Source organism: Nocardia stercoris (assembly GCF_003696265.1).
In the GTDB taxonomy this organism is placed as follows: domain Bacteria; phylum Actinomycetota; class Actinomycetes; order Mycobacteriales; family Mycobacteriaceae; genus Nocardia; species Nocardia stercoris.
Map to the genome: position 1 here is coordinate 239,336 of NZ_RFFH01000008.1, position 24,564 is coordinate 263,899.

A 24,564-nucleotide genomic window follows, 5' to 3' on the forward strand; every position below is an offset into this window, starting at 1 on the left:
TCGACACCGCCCGCCCGGTGCTCGTATTGACCACCACCACAGTCGGTTTCGCGGCACCAGTCGGCGCCGCGGCGCCCGTGCAGTGCATCGACGAACTCGACCTCACCGGCTATGCCGCGGGCCCGGTCCACGACCGGGAGCGCACCACCGCGCTGCTGCCCGAGCACCCGGCCTACGTGCTGTTCACCTCCGGCTCCACCGGCAAGCCCAAGGGTGTGTCGGTGACCCACCGCGCGATCGCCAACCACCTGGTGTTCATGGCCGCCGAGTACCCGATGGCGGCCGTGGACCGCTACCTGATGAAGACCGTCGCCACCTTCGACGTGTCCATGTGGGGCTACTTCCTGCCGCTGCGGGCCGGCGCCGCGATGGTGCTCGCCGTCCCGGACGGCCACCGCGACCCGCGCTACCTGGCCGAGGCCGTGGCGCGGCAGCAGATCACGATCACCGACTTCGTGCCGTCGGTGCTGTCGGTGTTCGCCACCTACGCCACCGCCGACGAACTCGCCACGCTGCGTGAGGTTTTCGTCATCGGTGAGGCGCTGCCCGCCGAGACCGTCGCCGCCTTCGCTGCCGTCTCCGATGCCGACCTGCACAACCTCTACGGTCCCACCGAGGCCGCGGTGGCCGTCACCTACGTGACCGTCACCGGCCGCGATACGGTCACCATCGGTGAACCGGAGTGGAACACCCAGGCGTACGTGCTGGATTCGCGCCTGCACCCCACCCCGATCGGGGTGCCGGGTGAGCTCTACCTCGCCGGTGTGCAGCTGGCCCGGGGCTACCAGCAGCGCCCCGACATCACCGCCGACCGCTTCGTGGCCAACCCGTTCACCCCCGGTACCCGCATGTACCGCACCGGTGACCTGGTGCGCTGGACCGCGGAAGGGGAACTCGACTACCTCGAGCGCGTCGACTTCCAGGTGAAGTTCCGTGGTCAGCGCATCGAGCTCGGCGAGATCGAGACCGCGCTGCTCGCGGCTCCCGAGGTCGCGCAGGCCGCGGTCACGGTGAACTCCGCGCCGACCGGCGACTACCTGGCCGGTTACGTCGTGGCCACTCCGGGAACGACTTTCGACGCCGAACAGGTGCGCGTGGGCTTGTCCAGCCGACTACCCGGCTACATGGTCCCGACCGTGCTGGTCGAGCTCGATGCCATGCCGCTCAACACCAGCGGAAAGCTCGACCGCAAGGCACTGCCCGAGCCGAACCTGCAGGCGCGCCGGTTCCGCGCGCCCAGCGACCCGGTGCAGCGCGCGGTGGCCGACGTTTTCGCCGAGGTGCTACAGGTCGAGCGGGTCGGCCTGGGCGACGACTTCTTCGCGCTCGGCGGCAACTCGTTGATCGCCACGCAGGTCGCCGCCCGGCTGCGCGCCGCTCTCGGCACCGACGTCTCGGTGCGCCTGCTGTTCGAGGTGTCCACGGTGGAGGCGCTCGCGGCTCGCCTGGCCGCCTCGTCCGGCGGGACGCTGCGCCCGGCGCTGGTCGCACGCACCCGCGCCGAATTCGAGCCGCTGTCCTACGCGCAGCAGCGCATGTGGTTCCTCAACCGCTTCGACCCGTCCTCCGCGGCCTACAACCTGCCGCTGGTCATCCGCCTGACCGGCCGATTGGACGCGGCCGCACTGCAATCCGCCGTCCGCGACGTGATCGACCGGCACGAGCCGCTGCGCACCCGCTATCCCGAGCTGGACGGCACCGCCGTCCAGGAGGTACTGCCCGCGAGCGCGGTCGCGGTCGAGCTGTCCCCCCGCGACGTCACCGACGCCCACGCCGAGATCGTCGAGTTCGTCGGCGCGGGCTTCGATGTGGTCGAGCAGGTTCCGTTGCGCGCCGAGCTGTTCCGCATCGCTGCCGACGAACACATCCTCGCCGTGGTCGTGCACCACATCGCCGCCGACGCCTTCTCCATGGGCCCGCTGGCTCGCGACGTGGTGGCCGCCTACACCGCCCGCACCCACGGCAGCGCCCCCGGCTGGGCGCCGCTGCCGGTGCAGTACGCCGACTTCGCCGCCTGGCAGCGCGAGGTGCTGGGCAGCGAGCAGGACCCGGAATCGCTGTTCGCCCAGCAGATTTCGTACTGGCAGCAGGTTCTCGACGGCGCGCCCGACGAGGTCACCCTCCCGGCCGACCGGCCGCGTCCGGCCGTCGCCTCGATGCGCGGTGCGAGCGTGCGCGCCGAGCTTCCGGCCGAACTGATCACCGCGCTCGACACGGTGGGCCGCGACCGCAACGCCTCGCTGTTCATGGTCGTCCACAGCGCGCTCGCGGTGCTGATCAACCGTCTCGGCGGCGGCGCGGACGTCACGATCGGCTCGCCGATCGCGGGCCGTGGCGAGGCCGCGCTCGACGACCTCGTCGGCATGTTCGTCAACACTCTGGTGTTGCGCACCGGCATCGAGGCCGCGGAACCGTTCGGGTCCCTGGTGGCCCGGGTCCGCGAAATGGATCTGGGTGCCTTCGCGCACGCCGACGTTCCCTTCGAGCGCCTGGTCGAAATCCTGGCCCCCGAGCGCTCGCAGGCCCGCAACGCGCTGTTCCAGGTGGGGCTGGCCTTCCAGAACCTGGAGCAGACCGGCATCGACCTGCCCGGCCTGACCGTCGCCGCACTCGACACGGTCGGCGACAACGTCGCTCGATTCGACCTGCAGTTCTCCTTCACTCATGCCCCCGACGGGGGCATGACGCTGACCGTCGGTTACGCCACTGACCTGTTCGACGAGCACACCGCGCAGGGGTTCGCCGCCCGCTTGGTGCGAGTCCTCGAAGCGGTCGCGGCCGAACCGTCGATCCCGGTGCGCGCCATCGAGATTCTCGACCCGGCGGAACGGGTCGAGCTGACCACCCGGTTCGGTCGTCCGCCGGCTCCCGCACAGCTCCTGCCGGACATGCTGGCCCACGCCGCCGGGATCGACCCGCAGGCGCCCGCCGTGGTCTACCAGGGCCGCACCACCACCTACGGCGACCTCGATACCCGATCGAACCGGCTGGCGCGCAAGCTGATCGAGCTGGGTGCCGAAGCCGAAGAGCTGATCGTGGTGGCGATCCCGCGCTCGGACGAGTCGTATTTCGCCGAGTGGTCGGTCACCAAGTCCGGTGCGGCCTTCGTGCCGGTCGATCCGGCCTACCCGGACGACCGGATCGCCCACATGGTCACCGATTCCGGTGCACGCGTGGGTCTCACGGTCGCGGCGGTGCGCGCGGGCCTGCCCGAGTCGGTGCACTGGCTCGTGCTCGACGACCTCGACCTGTCCGGCTACTCGGCCGATCCGGTGACCCAGGCCGACCGGGTGCGCCCGCTCCTGCCCGAGCACCCCGCCTACGTCATCTACACCTCCGGTTCCACCGGTGTGCCCAAGGGCGTCGTGGTCTCCCATGTCGGCCTGGCGAACTTCTGCGCCGAGATGATCACCCGCTTCGACGTCGACTCCGACACGCGGGCACTGCATTTCGCGTCGCCGAGTTTCGACGTGTCGATCCTGGAGATGCTGCTGGCCATCGGTGCCGGCGGCACGCTCGTGGTGTGCCCGGTCGGTGTCTACGGTGGCGCCGAGCTGGCGGAGCTGATCCGGTCCGAGCGGGTCACCCACATGTCGGCCATCTCGTCGGTGCTGGCGTCCATGGAGCCCGCCGACCTGGGCGGCGTCGGCGTCATGATCATCGGCGGTGAGGCGGTTCCCGCCGAACTGGTGACGAAGTTCGGTGCGCCGGAACAGAGTTCGGCGCCGAAGGGTCGCCGGTTCTTCAACGGTTACGGACCGACCGAGACCACGGTCATCTCCAACTACAGTGACCCGCTGCGGCCCGGCGACCGGGTGACCATCGGTGGCCCGATCCAGGGTGCGCAGGCCCTGATCCTCGACGACCGGCTCCGGCCGGTCCCGGTCGGGGTTCCGGGTGAGCTGTACCTGTCCGGCATCCTGCTGGCCCGCGGTTACCACCGTCGGCCGGGCCTGACCGCCGAGCGTTTCGTGGCCAACCCCTACCTGCCCGGCGAGCGGATGTACCGCACCGGTGACGTGGTGCGCTGGACCGCCGACGCCGACATCGAGTACGTCGGCCGCTCCGACTTCCAGGTCAAGGTGCGTGGCCACCGGATCGAGCTCGGCGAGATCGATTCCGCGCTCGTCGCGCACGAGGCCGTCGACTTCGCGGTGACCGTCGGCCACCGCGACGGCACCGGGCTGACCTCGCTGGCCTCCTACGTCAAGCCGGTGCCCGGCGCCACGATCGACGTGGCCGCCCTGGCCGCGTTCGTCGGACAGCGCCTGCCCGCCTACATGGTGCCGCCGTCGATCACGGTGCTGGACAAGATCCCGCTGACCCCGGTCGGCAAGCTGGACCGCAAGGCCCTGCCCGAGCCCGCGCCGGCCGTCGTGGCCGCGTTCCGTGCCCCGCTGGCGACCGTGCAGCTCACTGTCGCCGGCGTGTTCGCCGACGTCCTGGGTATCGACAAGGTCGGACTGGACGACGACTTCTTCGCGCTCGGCGGTAACTCGCTGATCGTGACCCGCCTGGTCTCGCGGCTGGGCGCGGCGCTGGACCTCCGCATTCCGGTGCGCGCGGTGTTCGAGGCGCCGACCGTGGAAGCCCTTGCGGCCCACTTGGATTCGATGCGGACTGCGGCGCTGCCGCCGCTGGTCGCGCAGGATCGCAGCGGCTCGATTCCGCTCACCTACGCCCAGCAGCGCATGTGGTTCCTCAACCGCTTCGACGACGGCCGCGGCTACGTGGTGCCGGTGGCGCTGCGCCTGACCGGCGACCTGGACGTGGCCGCGCTGCACGCGGCCATCGCCGACCTGGTCGAACGCCACGAGACGCTGCGCACCGTCTACCCGGAGCACGACGGTCAGCCGGTGCAGGTCGTCCTGCCCGCGAGTCCGATCGAAGCGGCCGTCGAGACGGTCACCGCGGACCGCCTGCCCGAGCTCGTGACGGAACTGTCCGCCACCACCTTCGACGTGACCGCCGAAGTCCCGGTGCGGGCCCGCCTGTTCCGGCTCGACGGCACCGACGAACACATCCTGTTGTTCGTGGTGCATCACATCGCCACCGACGGCTGGTCGCTGCTGCCACTGACCCGTGACCTGATAACCGCCTATGTGGCGCGAAGTGCCGGTCTCGCACCGGAATTCACCGCGCTGCCGGTGCAGTACGCGGACTTCGCGCTCTGGCAGCGCGCCGCCCTCGGTGCCGCGACGGACGAAACCTCGGTCATGGCGGAGCAATTGGCGTTCTGGCGCAGCACGCTGGCCGGTGTGCCCGAGGTGCTCACCCTGCCCTCCGACCGGCCGCGCCCCGCCGTCGCGAGCTACCGGTCCGGCACCGTCACCGGCCGCCTGGACGCCGAACTACATGCCGCCGTCGTGGAATTCGCGGCCGCACACCGGGTCACCCCGTTCATGGTGCTGCACGCGGTCCTGGCTGTGCTGCTGTCGCGACTGTCGGGCACCGAGGACATCGTGATCGGTACCCCGGTCGCCGGCCGCGGTGACGCCGCGCTCGACGACCTGGTCGGCATGTTCGTCAACACCCTGGTGCTGCGCACCGGAATTCGCGCCGACGACACCCTCGAGGAGGTCCTGGCCACGGTCCGCGCCACCGACCTGGCCGCCTTCGACCACACCGTCGTCCCGTTCGAGTCCGTCGTCGAAGCCGTGAACCCGGTTCGCTCGCAGGCGCATTCGCCGCTGTACCAGGTCGGCTTCACGCTGCAGAACCTGGCGCGGACCGAACTCGAGCTGCCCGGCCTCACCGTGACCGCACTCGACGCGGCAGGTCAGCCGATCGCCTTCGACCTCGACTGGACATTACAGGACACCCATGTCGACGGTGCCCCGGCCGGAATCGAGGTGGAACTGCAGTTCGCGCTCGACCTGTTCGACGCCGACACCGCCGCGGGTTTCCTGACCCGCTACGAGCGGGTGCTGCGGGCCTTGCTGGCCGACCCGGCGGCCGCCGCCGGTGACGTCGACCTGCTGGCCCCGGCCGAGCGCGCCGAACTGCTGGGCGACGCCACCGCCACCGCGCACGCGCTGCCGGAGGAGACCCTGGCCGGGCTGCTCGACCGCCGTGCCGCCGCCGACCCGGACGGGATCGCGGCCCGCGTGGACGAGCGGACCGTCACCTGGTCGCAGCTCGCCGCGCGCGCGAACCGCCTGGGCCGTAGCCTGATCGAACAGGGCGTGGGCCCCGACACCGTCGTCGGGGTCACCGCGGTCCGGTCGATCGAACTGCTGGTCGCGCTGCACGGGATCGCCGCCGCCGGTGCCGCCTACCTGCCGCTGGACCCCGAACACCCGGCCGACCGCATCGCCTACGCGCTGAACACCGCCGGTGCCCGCCTCGTGCTGGCGGTCACCGGGACCAACCTGCGGGTGCCGGCGGCGGTCCGGACCGTCGACATCGCCGCCACCCAGCGCTCGCTGTCGGCCGAGCCGATCACCGACGCCGACCGGGTCACCGCACTGCACCCGGACCACCTCGCCTACGTGCTGTTCACCTCCGGATCCACCGGTCTGCCCAAGGGCGTCGGCACCAGCCACCGCGCGATCGTCAACCAGCTGCGCTGGCTGGAGAGCCGCTACGAGGTCACCGCCGCCGACCGGATCATGCAGCGCGCGCCGCTGACCTTCGACGTGTCGGTGTGGGAGTTGTTCCTGCCCGCCCTGGTCGGCGCGCCGCTGGTGCTGCTGCGGCCGGGCGGCCACCTGGACCTGCCGTATCTGGCCCGCACCATGCGGGAGCAGGGCATCACGGTCACCGAGAACGTGCCGTCGGTGCTGGCGGCGCTGATCGCCGAGGGTGAGGGTTCGGCACTGGCCGGGCTACGGCACCTGCACACCGGTGGTGAGGCGCTGTCGCTGGAACTACTCGCCGAACTGCGCGAGCACGTCGGCGGCCTGGTACACAACACCTACGGCCCGACCGAGGCCGCGATTTCCACGGTCTTCCACGAATTCGGCACGGAGCTACCCGAATTCGAGGTTCCGATCGGCCGGCCGGGCTGGAACACCCGCGCCTACGTCCTCGACGAGCGGCTGCAGCCGGTCCCGGCGGGGGTGGCCGGTGAGCTGTACCTGGCCGGTGTCCAGCTGGCCCGCGGCTACATCGGGCGCGCGCCGCTGACCTCGGAGCGGTTCGTCGCCGACCCGTTCGTGGCCGGTGAGCGGATGTACCGCACCGGCGACCTGGTCCGCCGCAACCGCGACGGTGACCTGGTGTACCTGGGCCGCAACGACTTCCAGGTGAAGCTGCGCGGCAACCGGATCGAGCTGGGTGAGATCGAAGCCGCCCTGGAGTCGGCTTCCGGTGTGGCGCAGGCGATCGTGCTGGCCGCCACCGACGCCGCGGGCACCGACTGCCTGGTCGGGTACGTGGCCGGTGCCGGTGGCGCCGTGTCGGCCGACGCCGTGCTCGCGCACGTGCGGGACCGCCTGCCCGCCTACATGGTGCCCGCGCACCTGGTGGTGCTCGACGAGATGCCGCGCACCTCTGTCGGCAAGCTCGACCGCAAGGCCCTGCCCAGCATCGAGTTCACCGCTGCCGCAACCACGTTCCGGGCGCCCGCCGAGGGCACCGAGGCCGTGATCGCGCAGCTGGTCGCCGACCTGGTCGGCGCCGACCGGATCGGCGCCGACGACGACTTCTTCGCCGTGGGCGGCAACTCGCTGCTGGCCATGCGGCTGGTCGCCCGGGTGAACGCCGCTTTCGGCTCGGCGCTGACGGTCCGCGAGATCTTCCTCGCGCCGACGGTGGCCGAACTGGCGGTCCGGGTGCACGGTTCGACGGTGGCGCTGCCGGCGCTGCAGGCCGGCCCGCGCCCGGAGCGAATCCCGTTGTCCCCGGCCCAGACCCGGATGTGGGTGCTCAACCGCATCGCGCCGGAATCGGGTGCCTACAACATGCCTGCTGTCGTGCGGCTGCTCGGCGACCTGGACCCGGCCGCGCTGCAGGCCGCCTTCGACGACGTGCTGGCCCGCCACGAGGTCCTGCGCACCGTCTACCCGGTCGACGAGCGCGGCGAGGGCTGTCAGCGGATTCTGCCCGAGTCCACGACCCTGGAACTGGCGGTCGAGAGCCTGGTCGGCGCCGAACCGGACCGGGTGCTGGAGCGGATCACCGCCTTCGCCGGTGCCGGATTCGACCTGACCCACGAACTTCCGGTGCGGGCCTTGGTGATTCGCGAATCGGAGACCAGCTGGGTGCTGGTCGCCGTGCTGCACCACATCGCCGGTGACGGTGACTCCGACGCGCCGCTGCTGCGCGACCTGATCGCCGCCTACCTGGCCCGCAGCGCGGGCGAGGCCCCGGCCTGGGCGCCGCTGCCGGTGCAGTACGCGGACTACGCGCTGTGGCAGCAGCGGGTACTGGCCGAGATCGGTGCCGGCGAGATCGAGTACTGGCGGACCGTGCTGGCCGGTGCGCCCGACGAGCTGCCGCTGCCCACGGACCGGCCGCGCCCGGCCGAACCCTCCGGCCGCGCGGCCACCGTGTCCGCCCGGATCGGCAGCACCACCGCCGCGAACCTGCGCGCGGTTGCCAAGCGGCACAACACGACTCCGTTCATGGTGGTGCACGCCGCGCTGGCCGCGCTGCTCGGCCGGCTCTCCGGCACCGAGGACGTGGTGATCGGTACGCCGGTCGCCGGCCGCGGTGAACCCGTACTGGACGACATGATCGGCATGTTCGTCAACACGCTGGCGTTGCGGACCCAGCCCGAATCCGGCCGCACCTTCGCCGAGCTGCTCGCGCAGACCCGCGCGGTGGACACGGCCGCCTTCGCGCACGCGACCGTGCCGTTCGAGCAGATCGTCGCCGAGCTGGGCATCGAGACCGAGCAGAACCGCAACCCGCTGTTCTCGGTCGCGCTCAACTACCTGCCGCTGGAAGACGGTTCGCACGGCGTACCCGGCCTGGTGCTGGAGGCGATCGAACTCGCCGAGACGGTGGCGAAGTTCGACCTCACCTTCGGGGTGGGTGCCGAACTCGACGTCGACGGGCACCTGCCGATCGAACTGGTCTACGCCGTCGACCTGTTCGACGAGCAGAGCGCGGCCACCCTGCTGCGGCGGTTCAGCCGCGTGCTGGGCGCGGTCCTCGCCGACCCGGAGGTGCGGATCGGTGACATCGACCTGCTCACCCCGATCGAGCACACCGAATCGGTCACCCGCTCCGGCGGTCCCGCGCTCGCGGCACGCACCCTGCCCGAGCTGATCCGGGCGGCCGTGACCGGCAACCCCGACGGCCCGGCGCTGATCCTGGGCTCCCGGCAGCTGAGCTACCGCGAGGTCGACGCGGCGTCGACCCGGCTGGCGCGGCTGCTGATCGCCCGCGGTATCGGTGCCGAAGACGTTGTGGCCGTGTCGATCCCGCGCTCGTTCGAGTCGATGATCGCGTTCTGGGCGGTCGCCAAGACCGGTGCGGTGTTCCTGCCGGTCGACCCCACCTACCCGGCCGACCGCATCCAGCACATGCTCACCGATTCCGCCGCGGCGGTCGGTATCACCGTGGCGGCCAGCGCCGCCGGCCTGCCCGGTGACGTGGCATGGCTGGTCGTCGACGGCGCGGCAGAGTCGGCGCTGATCACCACCCAGGACCCGGCGCCGCTGACCGACGCCGACCTGGTGCGCCCGGTGCGCGTCGCCAACCCGGTGTGGCTGGTCTACACCTCCGGTTCCACCGGTCTGCCCAAGGGCGCCGCGGTGACGCACAGCGGGTTGACCGCGGTGACCGGTGCGCTGCGCAACCGGACCCCGATCACCGCGGCAGACCGGGTCCTGCACCGGTCCTCGCCGAGTTTCGACGCGGCCATGCTGGAGCTGTTGTGGGCTTTGGCGGCCGGTGCCGCGACGGTGATCGTCCCGCCCGACGTCTTCGGTGGGGACGAGCTGACCGCGGTCGTCGAGGCCGGTGGGGCCACCCACACCTTCATGACCCCGTCGGTGCTGCAGACCATGGACCCGGCTCGGATGCCGACGGTGAAATTCCTGCAGATCGGTGGCGAGGGCTTCGGCCTGGACCTGGTCGAGCGCTGGGACATCGGTGGCCGCACGGTCCACAACGGCTACGGCCCGACCGAGACGACGATCGTCGCCACGGTCAGTGCGCCGCTGCACGCGGACCAGCGGCTGGTGCTGGGTCCCCTGGCACCGGGCGTGTCCGGCATGGTGCTCGACGAGCGGCTGCGGCCGGTCCCCGACGGTGTCTCCGGTGAGCTGTATCTGGCCGGTCCGGGCCTGGGTCGCGGCTACCACGACCGGTTCTCGCTCACCGCCGAACGTTTCGTGGCACACCCGTACCTGGCCGGTCAGCGCATGTACCGCACCGGTGACGTGGCCCGCTGGGTGCGCAGCGCACAGGGCACCGTCCTCGAGTACCAGGGCCGCTCCGACGACCAGGTCAAGGTCCGCGGCCTGCGGATCGAACTCGGTGAGATCGACGCGGTGCTGACCGCGCACGACGACGTCGCCACCGCGGTGACGCTCGGCTGGACGACCTCGTCCGGCGACACCGCCCTCGTGTCCTACGTCGTCCCCGCGGCCGGCCACGTCGTCGATCCCGAGCAGCTGCGGGCGTTCGCCGGCCGCTCGCTCATCTCCTATATGGTTCCCGCCTCGATCATGGTGATCGACGCGTTGCCGTTGACTCCGGTCGGCAAGCTGGACCGTCGGGCACTGCCCGAGCCGGTGTTCCGGGTCGCCGAGTTCCGGGCGCCGGTCTCGGCGACCGAGATCGGTGTCGCGGAAATCGTCGCCGAGGTGCTCGAGCTCGAGCGCGCCGGTCTGGACGACGACTTCTTCGCCCTCGGCGGTAACTCGCTGAGCGCTGTGCGCCTGGCCGCACGGCTGGCAGCCCGGTTCGATGCCGAGGTGACCGTGCGTGCGGTGTTCTCGCACCCGACGGTGGCCGACCTCGCCGCCGCACTGGACGCGACCGCGCCGCAGCGGGAATCCGTGGCCCTGGTGCCGCGCACCGGGACGGGCCCGGTGCCGCTGTCGCTGGCGCAGCAGCGCCTGTGGTTCCTCAACCGGTTCGACCGCGAATCCGCGGTCTACAACGTGCCGATGGCGCTGCGGCTGTCCGGCGCGCTGGACGTCGCGGCCATGACCGCGGCGATCGCGGACGTGGTGGCGCGGCACGAGGTGTTGCGCACCGTGTACCCGATGACCGAATCCGGTCCGGTGCAGGTGATCCGGTCGCTCGACGAGGTGACGCTGCCGCGGCTGTCGGTCGTGGAGGTGCCCGCGGCCGAACTGGTCTCGACGGTGTCGGCCTTCGGTTCGACCGGATTCGATGTGACCGGGCAGATTCCGCTGCGGGTGGCGCTGTACGCGCCGGCCGGTGTGCCGGACGAGTACGTGCTCATCGTGGTCGCGCACCACATCGCCGTCGACGGTGTGTCGCTGGCGCCGCTGGCCGCGGATGTGATGGCGGCCTATGTCGCGCGCTCGCACGGCCGGACGCCGGAGTGGGCGCCGTTGCCGGTGCAATACGCGGATTACGCGCTGTGGCAGCGGGAGCGGCTGGGCGCGGAGTCCGACCCGGACTCGCTGGTGTCGCGCCAGCTCGGGTTCTGGACGCGGGCCCTCGCCGGGCTGCCGGATCAGCTGGAGCTGCCGACCGACCGGTCGCGGCCCGCGGTGATCTCGCCGGCGGGCAGCCGGGTCCCGGTCACTGTCGACGCCGAATTGCACGCGCGCCTGGCCGAATTGGCCCGCACGAACGGCGTGACCCTGTTCATGGTGGTGCACGCGGCTTTCGCGGCCCTGCTGGCCCGCCTGTCCGGCGGTACCGACATCGCGGTTGGTACGCCGGTGGCCGGTCGCGGTGTCGCCGAGCTCGACCGGTTGGTCGGTACCTTCGTCAACACGCTGGTGCTGCGGACCGAGGTCGATCCGGCCGCCGGTTTCGACGCACTGCTGCGCCGGGTGCGCGATGCCGATCTGGCGGCGCTGTCCCACCAGGACGTGCCGTTCGAGCGGCTGGTCGAGGTGCTCAACCCGGTGCGTTCCACCGCGCGGCACCCGCTGTTCCAGGTCGGCTTCTCGTTCAACAACATGGCCGAGCACCGCTTCGAACTGCCCGGCCTGACCGTGGCCGAGGCCGAATTCGACAGCCGGGTCTCGATGTTCGACCTGCATCTGGTGCTGGCCGACGGATACGCCGATTCCGGTGCGCCGCGCGGCATCAGCGGTGAGCTGACCTTCGCCACCGCGCTGTTCGACGAGTCGACGGCCGCCCGGTTCGCGGCCATGTTCGAACGCCTGCTCACGGCGATCGTCGCCGCGCCGACCGCGCCGGTCGGTGATCTGGCCCTGCTGGACGCGGCCGAGCGCGACGCGGTCGTGGTGCGGCGCAACGACACCGGGCATCCGGTGGACGGTGCGGCGACCCTGTCCGCGCTGCTGACCGAGCGGCTGGCGGCCGATCCGGCGGCGGTGGCGCTGGTGACCGCGGACGGCGTCGAGATCTCCTTCGCCGAACTCGCCGCGCGGGTGCACCGGCTGGCCCGGCACCTGATCGGCCTCGGTGTGGGTCCGGAATCCCGTGTTGCGCTGATGCTTCCGCGCTCGGTCGAACTCGTGGTCGCGATGTACGCGGTGACCGCCGCCGGCGGCGCCTACGTCGTGGTGGACCCGAACGGTGCCGCCGAACGGGCCGCCTACGTGCTCGCCACCGCGAAGCCGGTGTGCGTGCTGGCCGACGCTCCCACGGCCGCGCGGCTCCCGGCGGACGCCGGCGTGGCGCCGGTGCTGGTGGTCGACACGCTCGACCTGTCGGATGTCTCGGCCGCCGCGGTGACCGATGCGGATCGCCGTGCGCCCGTTCGTGCTTCGAACACCGCGTACGTGCTGTTCACCTCCGGCTCGACCGGCCGCCCCAAGGGCGTCGCGGTGCCGCACGGTGCGGTGGTCAACCAGTTGCGTTGGCAGACCGCTGAATTCGGTTTGACCGGCGACGACGTAGTCGCGCTCAAGACCCCCGCGACGTTCGACGTGTCGGTGGGCGAGTTCTGGGCGCCCGTGGCGTCCGGCGCCCGCCTGGTGATCGCGGCCGACGACGGTCACCGCGACCCGGTCTACCTCAACGAGCTGATCGCCCGTCACCGCGTCACCGTGCTGAACGTGGTGCCCTCGATGCTGGACGCACTGCTCGCCGAATCCGGTGGCGCACTAACTGATTCGCTGCGCTGGGTGGTGGCTGCCGGTGAGGCGCTGCCGGCCGCGGCCGCGCAGCGGTTCCGCCGCCACAACACCGCCGCGCTGGTCAACGCCTACGGCCCGACCGAGGCCGCGGTGTATGTGACCAGTCACGCTGTCACCGACGCCGACCAGGTGTCGATGCCGATCGGTGTGCCGTTGTGGAACACCCGGGTGTACGTGCTCGACGCCCGCCTGCAGCCCGTCCCGGACGGGGTCGCGGGCGAGCTCTACCTGGCGGGTTCCCAGCTCGCCCACGGCTATTTCGAACGCCCCGACCTGTCCGCGGACCGGTTCGTCGCCGACCCGTTCGTCGCGGGTGCGCGGATGTACCGCACCGGCGACCTGGTCACCTGGAACGCCGACGGCGAACTGGATTACCGGGGCCGCACCGACTTCCAGGTCAAGATCCGCGGCCTGCGGATCGAGCTCGGCGAGATCGAGGCTGCGCTGCTGCGCCGTCCGGGCATCACCGCGACCGTCGTGGTGGCACACCGCGACGGCAACGGCGACCGGCTGGTGGCCTACGTCGTCGCCGAGAACGTGGTCGACCAGCGTGCGGTGCAGTCGGCACTGTCGGCCGAACTGCCTTCGTACATGGTGCCCGCGGTGATCATGCAGCTCGACGCGTTGCCGTTGAACGCCAGCGGCAAGGTCGACCGCAAGGCATTGCCGGTGCCCGAGATCGAGCGCACGGTGTTCCGGGCGCCGGTGTCCCCGGTCGAGCAGCTGGTCGCGGGCGTCTTCGCGGCCGTGCTCGAGATCGAGCCCGGCAGCATCGGACTCGACGACGACTTCTTCGTGCTCGGCGGTAACTCGCTGGTCGCGACCCGGGTCGCGGCGCGCCTGGGCGAAGCGCTGAACACGCGGGTGCCGGTGCGGCAGCTGTTCGAGGCCTCGACCGTCGCGGCGCTGGCCGCGCAGCTGGGCCGGTGGGCGACCGCGGGTGGCCGCAAGGCGCTGGTGGCCGGGCCGCGTCCGGAACGGATCCCGCTGTCGTCGGCGCAGCAGCGCATGTGGTTCCTGAACCGGTTCGCGGTCGGCGCGCACGACGCCGAGGCGAGCGCCTACAACGTGCCCGCCGCGGTGCGCCTGACCGGTGACCTGGACGTGGCCGCGCTGCGGGCCGCGATCGGTGACGTGGTGGCCCGGCACGAGGTGCTGCGCACGATCTACCCGGACACCGAGGCCGGTGCGGTGCAGGTGATCCTGCCGGTGGCCCGGGCGGTTCCGGAACTGGAGGTCCGCGAACTGGATGCCGCCGGCCTCGAGGCCGCGGTGCTCGAGGTGCTGGGTACGACCTTCGACGTCACCGCGGCGGTGCCGTTCCGGGTCGTGCTGTTCCGGCTCGCTGGAACCGGTTCCGCGACAGCGGAATACGTGCTCGCCATGGCGGTGCACCACATCGCCGGGGACGGCTCGTCCATGGGCCCGCTGACCCGTGACCTGATGCTCGCCTACGCCGCTCGTGTGGGTGGCGAGGCGCCCGCCTGGGCGCCGCTGAGTGTGCAGTACGCGGACTACAGCATCTGGCAGCGCGAGCTGCTCGGCAGCGAGGACGACCCGGAATCGGTTGCCGCGCAGCAGATCAGCTACTGGCGCCGCGAGCTCGCCGGCCTGCCCGATCAGCTGGAGCTCCCGTCGGATCGGCCGCGCCCGCCGGTGCAGTCCTTCGCCGGCGGCCGGGCCGAGGTCGAGCTGTCGGCGGAACTCCACGCGGCACTGCAGGATCTGGCGCGTACCGAGGGTGCGACGCTGTTCATGGTCGTGCACACAGCACTCGCGGTACTGCTCGCCCGGCTGTCCGGCACCGACGACATCGCGATCGGCACACCCGTGGCCGGTCGTGGTGAGGCGGTGCTGGACGACCTGATCGGCATGTTCGTGAACCAGTTGGTGTTCCGGACCCGGGTCGAGGCCGGTGCGCCGTTCACCGAGCTGCTGGCCCGCCAGCGCGAGACCGACCTGGCCGCGTTCGCGAACGCGGACGTGCCGTTCGAGCGGCTGGTCGAGGTGCTCAACCCGGTGCGGTCGACCGCACGGCACCCGCTGTTCCAGGTGGGTCTGTCGTTCCAGAACCTGGCGCAGATCGAGCTGGCGCTGCCCGGCCTGACGGTCGCGGGCCTGGAGTTCGACGGTGGGGTCTCGCAGTTCGACCTGCACCTGATCGTGTCCGACCGGTACGACGAATCCGGTGCGCCGCAAGGCATCTCCGGCTTCTTCACCTACGCGACCGATCTGTTCGACGCCGCGACCGTCGCGGGCTTCGTGCGCCGCTTCGAGCGGCTGCTGCTGGCCGTGGTCGCCGCGCCGCGGACCGCGGTGGGCGACCTCGAACTGCTCGACGCCGCCGAGCGCGCCGCCGCGGTGACCGCCCGCAACGCGACTGCCCACGCGGTGGACACCACCGCGACCCTGGCGTCGGCGCTGCAGCACACCATGGCGGCCACGCCCGCCGCGGTCGCGCTCGTCGCGGCCGACGGCAGCGCCGTCACCTACGGCGAACTGTCGCAGCGCGTGAACCGCCTGGCCCGGCAGCTGATCGCACTCGGTGTCGGCCCGGAATCCCGGGTCGCGCTGGCCTTCCGCCGGTCGGTGGATCTGGTCGTGGCCATGTACGCGGTGACGGTGGCCGGTGGCGCCTATGTGCCGGTCGACCCGGACCAGCCGGCCGAGCGTGTGGGCTACATCCTCGACGCCGCGGCCCCGGTGTGCGTGCTGACCGACACCGACGCGGACTTCGCCGCACGGCACACGGTTTCGGCGCCGCTGCTGTGGCTGGACGCGCTCGATCTGTCCGCCGTGGCGGACGCGCCGGTCACCGACGCGGATCGCACTGCGCCGCTGCGGGTCTCGAACACGGCGTACGTGATCTTCACGTCGGGTTCGACCGGCCGCCCCAAGGGCGTGGCCGTGCCGCACAGTGCGGTGGTCAACCAGTTGCAGTGGAAGACGGCCGAATTCGGTCTCGGTGCCGACGACGCGGTCCTGCTCAAGACCGCTGCCACGTTCGACCTGTCGGTGTGGGAGTTCTGGTCGGCGGCGGTGTGCGGTGGGCGCTTGGTGATCGCGGCGGCCGACGGCCACCGGGATCCGGCGTATCTGAACCAGCTGATGGCGCGCGAGGGTGTGACCACGCTGCATGTGGTGCCGTCGATGCTGGATGCGCTGTTGACCGAGTCCGGTGGTGTGTTGAGTGGTTCGTTGCGGCGGGTGTTGGCGATCGGTGAGGCGTTGCCTGCCACGGTGGCTCAGCGGTTCCGCGCGGCCAACCGCGCGGATCTGTTCAACCTGTACGGGCCGACCGAGGCCGCGGTCTCGATCACCAGTCACCTGGTCACCGATGCCGACCGGGGTTCGGTGTCCATCGGTGCGCCCGAGTGGAACAGCCGGGTGTATGTGCTCGACGCCCGTCTGCACCCGGTGCCCGACGGCGTATCCGGCGAGCTGTACCTCGCCGGCGCGCAGCTGGCCCGCGGCTACTTCGGCCGCGCGGACCTCACCGCCGACCGGTTCGTGGCCGACCCGTTCGTTCCCGGTGAGCGCATGTACCGGACCGGTGACCTGGTGGCGTGGAACGCCGATGGTGAGCTGGAGTACCGGGGCCGCACCGACTTCCAGGTGAAGATCCGTGGTTTCCGGATCGAGCTGGGTGAGATCGAGGCGGCGCTGCTGGCGCTGCCCGGAGTCGCGCAGACGGCGGTGCTCGCGCGCTCCGGCGCCACCGGCGACCGCCTGGTCGCCTACCTGGTGGGTGCGGATCTCGATGTGGCGCAGGTGAAGTCCGCGCTCGCCGCGGTCGTCCCGTCCTACATGGTGCCGGAGGCGTTCGTCGCGCTCGACGCGCTGCCGTTGAACATCAACGGCAAGCTCGACCGGAAGGCGTTGCCCGAGCCCGAGTTCGAGGCCGTTGCCTACCGGGCGCCCGGCACACCGCAGGAGGAGGCCGTCGCCGCGGTCTTCGCCGAGGTGACCGGCGCGGACGTCCCCGTGGGCGCCGACGACGACTTCTTCGCGCTCGGCGGCAACTCGCTGCTCGCCATGCGTCTGGTCACCCGGGTGAATGCGGTACTGGGCGCGGCGATCTCGCTGCGCGAGGTGTTCGAGGCACCGACCGTGGCCGGCTTGGCCGCGCGTGCCGCGGCCGGTGGACCGGCGCTGCCCGCGCTGGTGGCGGGGGAGCGGCCGGAGCGGATTCCGTTGTCGCCGGCCCAGACCCGCATGTGGCTGCTGAACCGCCTGGACCCGGCGTCGGGTACCTACAACATCCCGGCCGCGGTCCGGATTCGCGGCGAGTTCGACACCGCGATGCTGGCCGCCGCGCTCGCCGACGTCGTCGCCCGGCACGAGGTGCTGCGGACGATCTACCCGGTCGACGCCGACGGCACCGGCTACCAGGTGATCCTGCCCGCCGGTACCGAAGCGGAGCTGATCGTCGAATCGGCCGGTCCCGACCTGCGGGACCGGATCGAGCGGTTCGGCTGGGCCGGTTTCGATCTGACCACCGAACTGCCGGTGCGGGCGATGCTCGTCCGCGAATCCGCCGACAGCTGTGTCCTGGTCCTGGTCCTGCACCACATCGCCGGTGACGCGGCCTCGACGGAACCGTTGCTGCGGGACCTGATCACGGCTTACCTGTCGCGCACGATGCACGCGGCTCCCGGCTGGGCGCCGCTGCCCGTGCAGTACGCCGACTACGCCCTGTGGCAGCACCGGGTGCTGGAACAGGTCGGCGGCGCCGAGCTGGAGTACTGGCGTACGGCACTGGCCGGTGCGCCCGACGAGCTGGCCCTGCCGACCGACCGGCCGCGCCCGGTGGAGATGTCGGGCCGCGGCGCCGACACGAGCGCCCGGATCGGCGCCGAGATCGCGCAGCTGCTGCCGGTGGTGGCGGCCGCGCACCGCACCACCGGGTTCATGGTGGTGCATGCCGCGCTGGCGGTGCTGCTGGCCCGGCTCTCGGCATCCGACGACATCGTGATCGGCACGCCGATCGCGGGTCGTGGCGAGGGCGCGCTCGACGATCTGGTCGGCATGTTCGTCAACACCCTGTCGCTGCGGACCCAGCCGCGTTCGGACCGAACGTTCGCCGGCCTGCTGGCGCAGACCCGCACGGTGGACACGGCCGCCTTCGCCCACGCGACAGTGCCGTTCGAGCAGGTGGTCGCCGAACTCGGTATCGAGGTCGACGCCTCCCGCAACCCGGTGTTCTCGGTGGCGTTGAACTACCTATCCTTCGGCGACAATTCGCCGCAGGTGCCGGGACTTCGGTTGGAGGGCATCGACTTCGCCGAGCCGCCGGCCAAGTTCGACCTCACCTTCGCGGTCGCGGACCGCGCCGACGCGGACGGCACGCTGCCGATCGTGCTGACCTACGCCACCGACCTGTTCGACGAGGCCACCGCCGCCGGGCTGCTGCGCCGCTTCGGCCGGGTCCTCGCCGCCGTGCTGCGAGACCCCGATCTGCTGATCGGCGACATCCCGCTGCTGACCGCCGCCGAGGCGCAGCGAGAACTGGTGGGCTACAACGACACCGAGCGCGACCTCGGCACCGCGACCACGGTGCTGGAGCTGTTCGACGCCCAGGTGCGGGCCACGCCCGGCGCGGTCGCGATCGTCGACCGTGAGGCCGGCGCGGAGCTGACCTACGCCGAATTCGCCGCCCGGGTGCACCGCCTGGCGCGGCACCTGATCGGCGCCGGTGTCGGCCCGGAAACGCTGGTGGCCCTGGGCCTGCGACGTTCGCTGGACTTCGTGGTCGCCCTGTACGCGATCATGGAGGCCGGTGGTGCCTACGTCGCGCTGGACCTCGACCAGCCGGCCGAGCGCCTCGGCTACGTGCTCGACACCGCGCGCCCGGTGTGCCTGCTCACCACCGGTCGCGACCGCGCCGACCTCGACGAGGTCGTCCGCTCCGCCGCGATCACCGCGCCCGTGGTCGACCTCGACGGCGTGGATCTGGCGCCGTACCCGGCCGAACCGGTGACGGACGCGGATCGGATTGCGCCGCTGCGTGGTTCGAACGTCGCCTACGTGCTGTTCACCTCCGGCTCGACCGGCCGCCCGAAGGGTGTCGCGGTCCCGCACACCGGAGTGCTGAACCAGATCCGCTGGATCACCGCCGAATACGGGCTCGACGCCGCGGATGTGGTGCTGTTCAAGACGCCGGCCACGTTCGACGTGTCGGTGTGGGAATTGTTCGGGCCGTTGATCGTCGGTGCCCGCCTGGTGGTGGCCACCGCGGACGGGCACCGGGACCCGGGGTATCTGGCGGAGGTCATCGCCGCCGAACAGGTGACCATCACCTCGTTCGTGCCGTCGATGCTGAGCGTGTTCGCCGACGCGGTCAGCGCCCTACCGCCTGCCGCGGCGTCGATCGCGTCGCTGCGCGCGCTGCTGGTGGCCGGTGAGGCTTTCACCTCCGAGCATGTGACCGCGTTGCGCCGGGTCAGCCCGGCCGAACTGTACAACCTGTACGGTCCGACCGAGTTCACCGTCCACGCCATCCACGCTCCCGCACTCGACGGTGTGCCCGGTGCGGTGCCGATCGGCCTGCCGGTGTGGAACGCGCAGGCCTATGTTCTCGACGCCCGCCTGCGCCCGGTCCCGGCCGGCGTCGCCGGTGAGCTGTACCTGGCGGGCAACCAGGTCACCCGCGGCTACTTCGGCCGCCCCGATCTGACCGCGGATCGCTTCGTGGCCAACCCCTTCGGTGCCGGTGACCGGCTCTACCGCACCGGTGACGTGGTCCGCCGCAACCGCGACGGGCAGATCGTGTACCTGGGCCGCACCGACTTCCAGGTGAAGGTCCGCGGTCTGCGCATCGAACTCGGCGAGATCGACTCGGTGCTGGGTTCGCACGAGAGTGTCGGACTCGCGGTCACGGTGGGCCACACCGGAACCGATGGTCAGGTGTCGCTGGTGTCGTACGTGGTGCCGGCGGTCGGCCGGGTGATCGACGCCGACGAGCTGCGCGGGTTCGCGGCCCGCTCGCTGACCGCGTACATGGTGCCGTCGGCGATCATGGTCCTCGACGCCCTGCCGTTGAACGCGGTCGGCAAGCTGGACCGTAAAGCGTTGCCGGAGCCGGTGTTCCGGGTGGCGGAGTTCCGTGCCCCGGTGACTGCCACCGAGATCGGTGTGGCGGAGATCCTGGCCGAACTGTTGGGCCTGGACCGTGCCGGCCTGGACGACGATTTCTTCGCCCTGGGCGGAAACTCGCTGACCGCGGTGAAATTGGCGGCCCGCCTGGGTTCCCGCTTCGGTGTCCAGGTCGCATTGCGGACCGTGTTCACCCACGCCACGGTCGCCGCGCTCGCCGCGGCCGTCGACGGCACCGCCCCCGGTGCCGGTGACATCGCGTTGGTGCCGCGGACGGTCGACGGCCCGGTGGCGCTGTCGCCGGCCCAGCAGCGCATGTGGTTCCTGAACCGGTTCGACGGTGAGTCGGCGGCCTACAACATGCCGCTGGCCATGCGGTTGACCGGTGCGCTGGACATCGCGGCCCTCAACGCGGCGATCGCCGACGTCGTGGCGCGGCACGAGTCGCTGCGCACCGTGTACCCGCTGACCGACGACGGGCCGGTCCAGGTGATCGTCGCCGGCTACACCGCGCCCGCGGTGTCGGTGACCGAGGTGCCGGCTGCCGAGCTGACCGCGGCCGTGACCGAGTTCTGGACCGGTGGTTTCGATGTCACCGAGTCGGTGCCGTTGCGGGTGGGCCTGTTCGCGCCGCGCGGGGTGGCCGACGAGTACGTGCTGGTCGTGGTGGTGCACCACATCGCCTCCGACGGTTCCTCGCTGGCGCCGCTGGCGCGGGACGTGATGGCGGCGTACGCGGCCCGGCAGGCCGGTGTCGCCCCGCAGTGGGCTCCGCTGGCGGTGCAGTACGCCGACTACGCGCTGTGGCAGCGGGCCCGGCTCGGGGACGAGGCGGACGAGCAGTCGCTGGTCGCGCGCCAGCTGCGGTTCTGGCGGGACGCGCTCGCCGGGCTGCCCGACCAGCTGGAACTGCCCACCGACCGGCCCCGCCCCGCGGTGGTCTCGCCGGAGGGCGCCCAGGTCACCTTCGAGGTGGACGCGGAGCTGTCCGAGCGGCTCGCGGCGCTGGGCCGTGATCGCGGCGCCACCCTGTTCATGGTGGTGCACGCGGCATTCGCGGTCTTGCTGTCCCGGTTGTCCGGGACCGGTGACATCGCGGTCGGAACCCCGGTCGCGGGCCGTGGTGACGCGCGGCTCGACGACGTGATCGGCATGTTCGTCAACACCCTGGTGTTGCGGGCGCAGGTCGATCCGGATGCCGGGTTCGACCAGCTGCTGGCCGCGGTGCGCGACGGGGACCTCGCGGCGTTCGACCACGCGGATGTGCCGTTCGAGCGGCTCGTCGAGGTGCTCAACCCGGTGCGGTCGACCGCTCGTCATCCGCTGTTCCAGGTCGGTTTCTCCTTCCAGAACTATGCGGACGAGGCGTTCGAGCTGAACGGATTGTCGGTCTCGGCAGCCGATTTCGACTACCTCATCTCGCAGTTCGACCTGCACCTGATCGTGGCGGACCGGACCGCCGCGGCGGACGCCGGGCTGCGGGCGACGCTGACGTATTCGACGGCGCTGTTCGACGCGGCCACCGCCGCCGGTTTCGCGTCCCGGCTGCAGCTGATCCTGGCCGCGGTCGCGGCCGCGCCCACGACACCGGTCGGTGCCATCGAGGTGCTCGAGCCGGCGGAGCGGGACCGGATCCTGCGGCAGTGGAACGACACCGCCGCGGCGCTGCCCACGGCGGCCGCCACGCTGCCGGAGCTGCTGGACCGGACCGCCCTCGCGGCCCCGGACGCGGTGGCCCTGGTCGCGCCGGACGGTGCCCGGATCAGTTACGCCGAGCTCACGGCCCGGGTGAACCGCCTTGCGCGGCACCTGATCTCGCTCGGCGTGCGGCCGGAGTCCCGGGTGGCCCTGGCGATGCGTCGTTCGGTCGATCTGGTGGTCGCCATGTACGCGGTGTCCGCGGCGGGTGGTGTCTACGTGCCCGTCGATCCGGATCATCCGGCCGAGCGCACGGAATACGTGCTGGCGACGGCGGATCCGGTGTGCGTGCTCACCTCGGGCGCCGATCTGCCGATCGACACCGCCCAGGTCCGCATCGACCTGCTGAATCTGGGCCGTTATTCGGCGGCACCGGTGCGCGACTCCGAACGCCGTGCGGCGCTGCGGGATTCGAACACGTCCTACGTGATCTTCACGTCCGGTTCGACCGGCCGCCCCAAGGGCGTGGCCGTGCCGCACAGTGCGGTGGTCAACCAGTTGCAGTGGAAGACAGCCGAATTCGGTCTCGGTGCCGACGACGCGGTCCTGCTCAAGACGGCCGCGACGTTCGACTTGTCGGTGTGGGAGTTCTGGTCGGCGGCGGTGTGTGGTGGGCGGATGGTGGTCGCGGCGGCCGATGGTCATCGGGATCCGGCGTATCTGAACCAGCTGATGGCGCGCGAGGGTGTGACCACGCTGCATGTGGTGCCGTCGATGCTGGATGCGCTGCTCGCCGAATCCGGTGGCAGGCTGACGACTTCGCTGCGCCGGGTGCTCGCCATCGGTGAGGCCCTGCCCGTCGCGGTGGCTCAGCGGTTCCGCGCGGCCAACCGTGCGGACCTGTTCAACCTGTACGGTCCGACCGAGGCCGCGGTCTCGATCACCAGCCACCGGGTCACCGAAGCCGACACCGTGTCGGTGTCGATCGGTGCGCCGGAATGGAACAGTGAGGTCTACGTGCTGGACGCGCGCCTGCGCCCGGTGCCGGCCGGTGTGTCGGGTGAGCTGTACCTGGCGGGCGTGCAGCTGGCGCGCGGCTACTTCCGGCGCCCGGATCTGACCGCGGATCGCTTCGTGGCGAACCCGTTCGCCGCCGGTGAGCGCATGTACCGCACCGGTGACCTGGTCGCCTGGAACGGCGACGGTGAGCTGGAGTACCGGGGCCGCACCGACTTCCAGGTGAAGATCCGTGGTTTCCGGATCGAGCTGGGTGAGATCGAGGCGGCGCTGCTGGCGCTGCCGGAGATCGCCCAGGCCGCGGTGCTCACCCGGGTCCACCACGGCGGTGACCGCCTGGTCGCCTACGTGGTGGCTACGGGTACGAAACTCGATGTGGCGCAGCTGAAGTCCGCGCTCGGCGCGGCGCTGCCGTCCTACATGGTGCCGGAGGCCTTCGTCTCGCTGGATGCGTTGCCGCTCAATGCGAACGGCAAGCTGGACCGGAAGGCGTTGCCGGAACCGGTCTTCGAGGCCAAGACCTATCGGGCTCCGGAAGGCCCGGTGCAGTCCGGGGTCTGCCGGATCTTCGCCGAGGTGCTCGACGTGGAGCGAGTCGGCATGGACGACAGCTTCTTCGAGCTGGGCGGTACGTCGCTGACCGCGGTCCGGCTGACCTCGGAGCTGAATGCCGAGTTCGGCGTGAAGGTTCCGGTGCTGGCGGTCTTCGCGGACCCGACACCGGCCGGCCTCGCGGGGCAGATCGGCGCGGCGGCCGGTGGGCACCGCATCGAGGTGCCCGACGCGCTGCCGGGCTTCGACCCGACCGCGGAGGCAGCGCTGGACGTGCTGCTGACGATCCGGGCCGAGGGCAGCCGGGCACCGCTGTTCTGCATCCACCCGATGGGTGGGCTGTCGTGGTGCTTCGCGCCGCTCACCCAGTACGTCACGGACCGTCCGATCTACGGTCTGCAGACACCGGCCGCCGCGGACCTCGGTTACCTCCCGGATTCGTTGCAGGAGGTGGCCGCTCGCTACGTGCGCGAGATCCGCGCCGCGCAGCCGGACGGCCCGTACCACCTGCTGGGCTGGTCGCTGGGTGGTGTGCTGGCGCACGAGGTCGCGGTCCAGCTGGAGGCCGCCGGTGCGCGGGTCGATCTGCTGGTGAACCTGGACTCGCCGCCGGTTCTCGAGGTCACCGACTTCCGGGAGTCGCTGCGGGCGGCGCTGGCGGAGATCGGGATCGACGACGCGCAGCTGCCCACCGACGGCGATCTGCACGATCTGTCGCCGGAGGCGCTGGCCACCCTGTGCGGCCAGATCCCGGCGGAGCTGACGACGCTGACGCCCGAGCGGGTACGCAACATCTATCGCAGCGCGGTGCGCTCGGTGGAACTGATCCCCGAGTACCGGCCACCGGTCTTCCACGGCCGCCTGGACTACTTCAGCTCGTCGCTGGCGCCGTCCGCGGCCCAGACCTGGCGCGGCTACGTGGACGGCTCGATCGTGGACCGTCCGGTAGCGGCCGAACATCGGCAGATGGCCTCGATGGACGCGCTGGCCGTGATCGGGCCTGCCGTCGAAGAGCTGCTGCTCGGACTCAATTAGCCACGGACGAAAGGTATGT

The 24,564-nt window shown here is 71.4% G+C and carries 1 protein-coding gene (running past one end of the window); it reads left to right on the plus strand.

Annotated elements, in window-relative coordinates:
- On the plus strand, positions 1–24,545 hold the 3' portion of the coding sequence (locus EBN03_RS20330; RefSeq protein WP_122189640.1) for a non-ribosomal peptide synthetase. The gene continues 3,967 nt to the left of window position 1, outside the view; only the last 24,545 of its 28,512 coding nucleotides appear in the window; its start codon lies beyond the left edge, outside the window; the stop codon is at positions 24,543–24,545.
- The last annotated feature ends 19 nt before the right edge of the window (positions 24,546–24,564 follow it).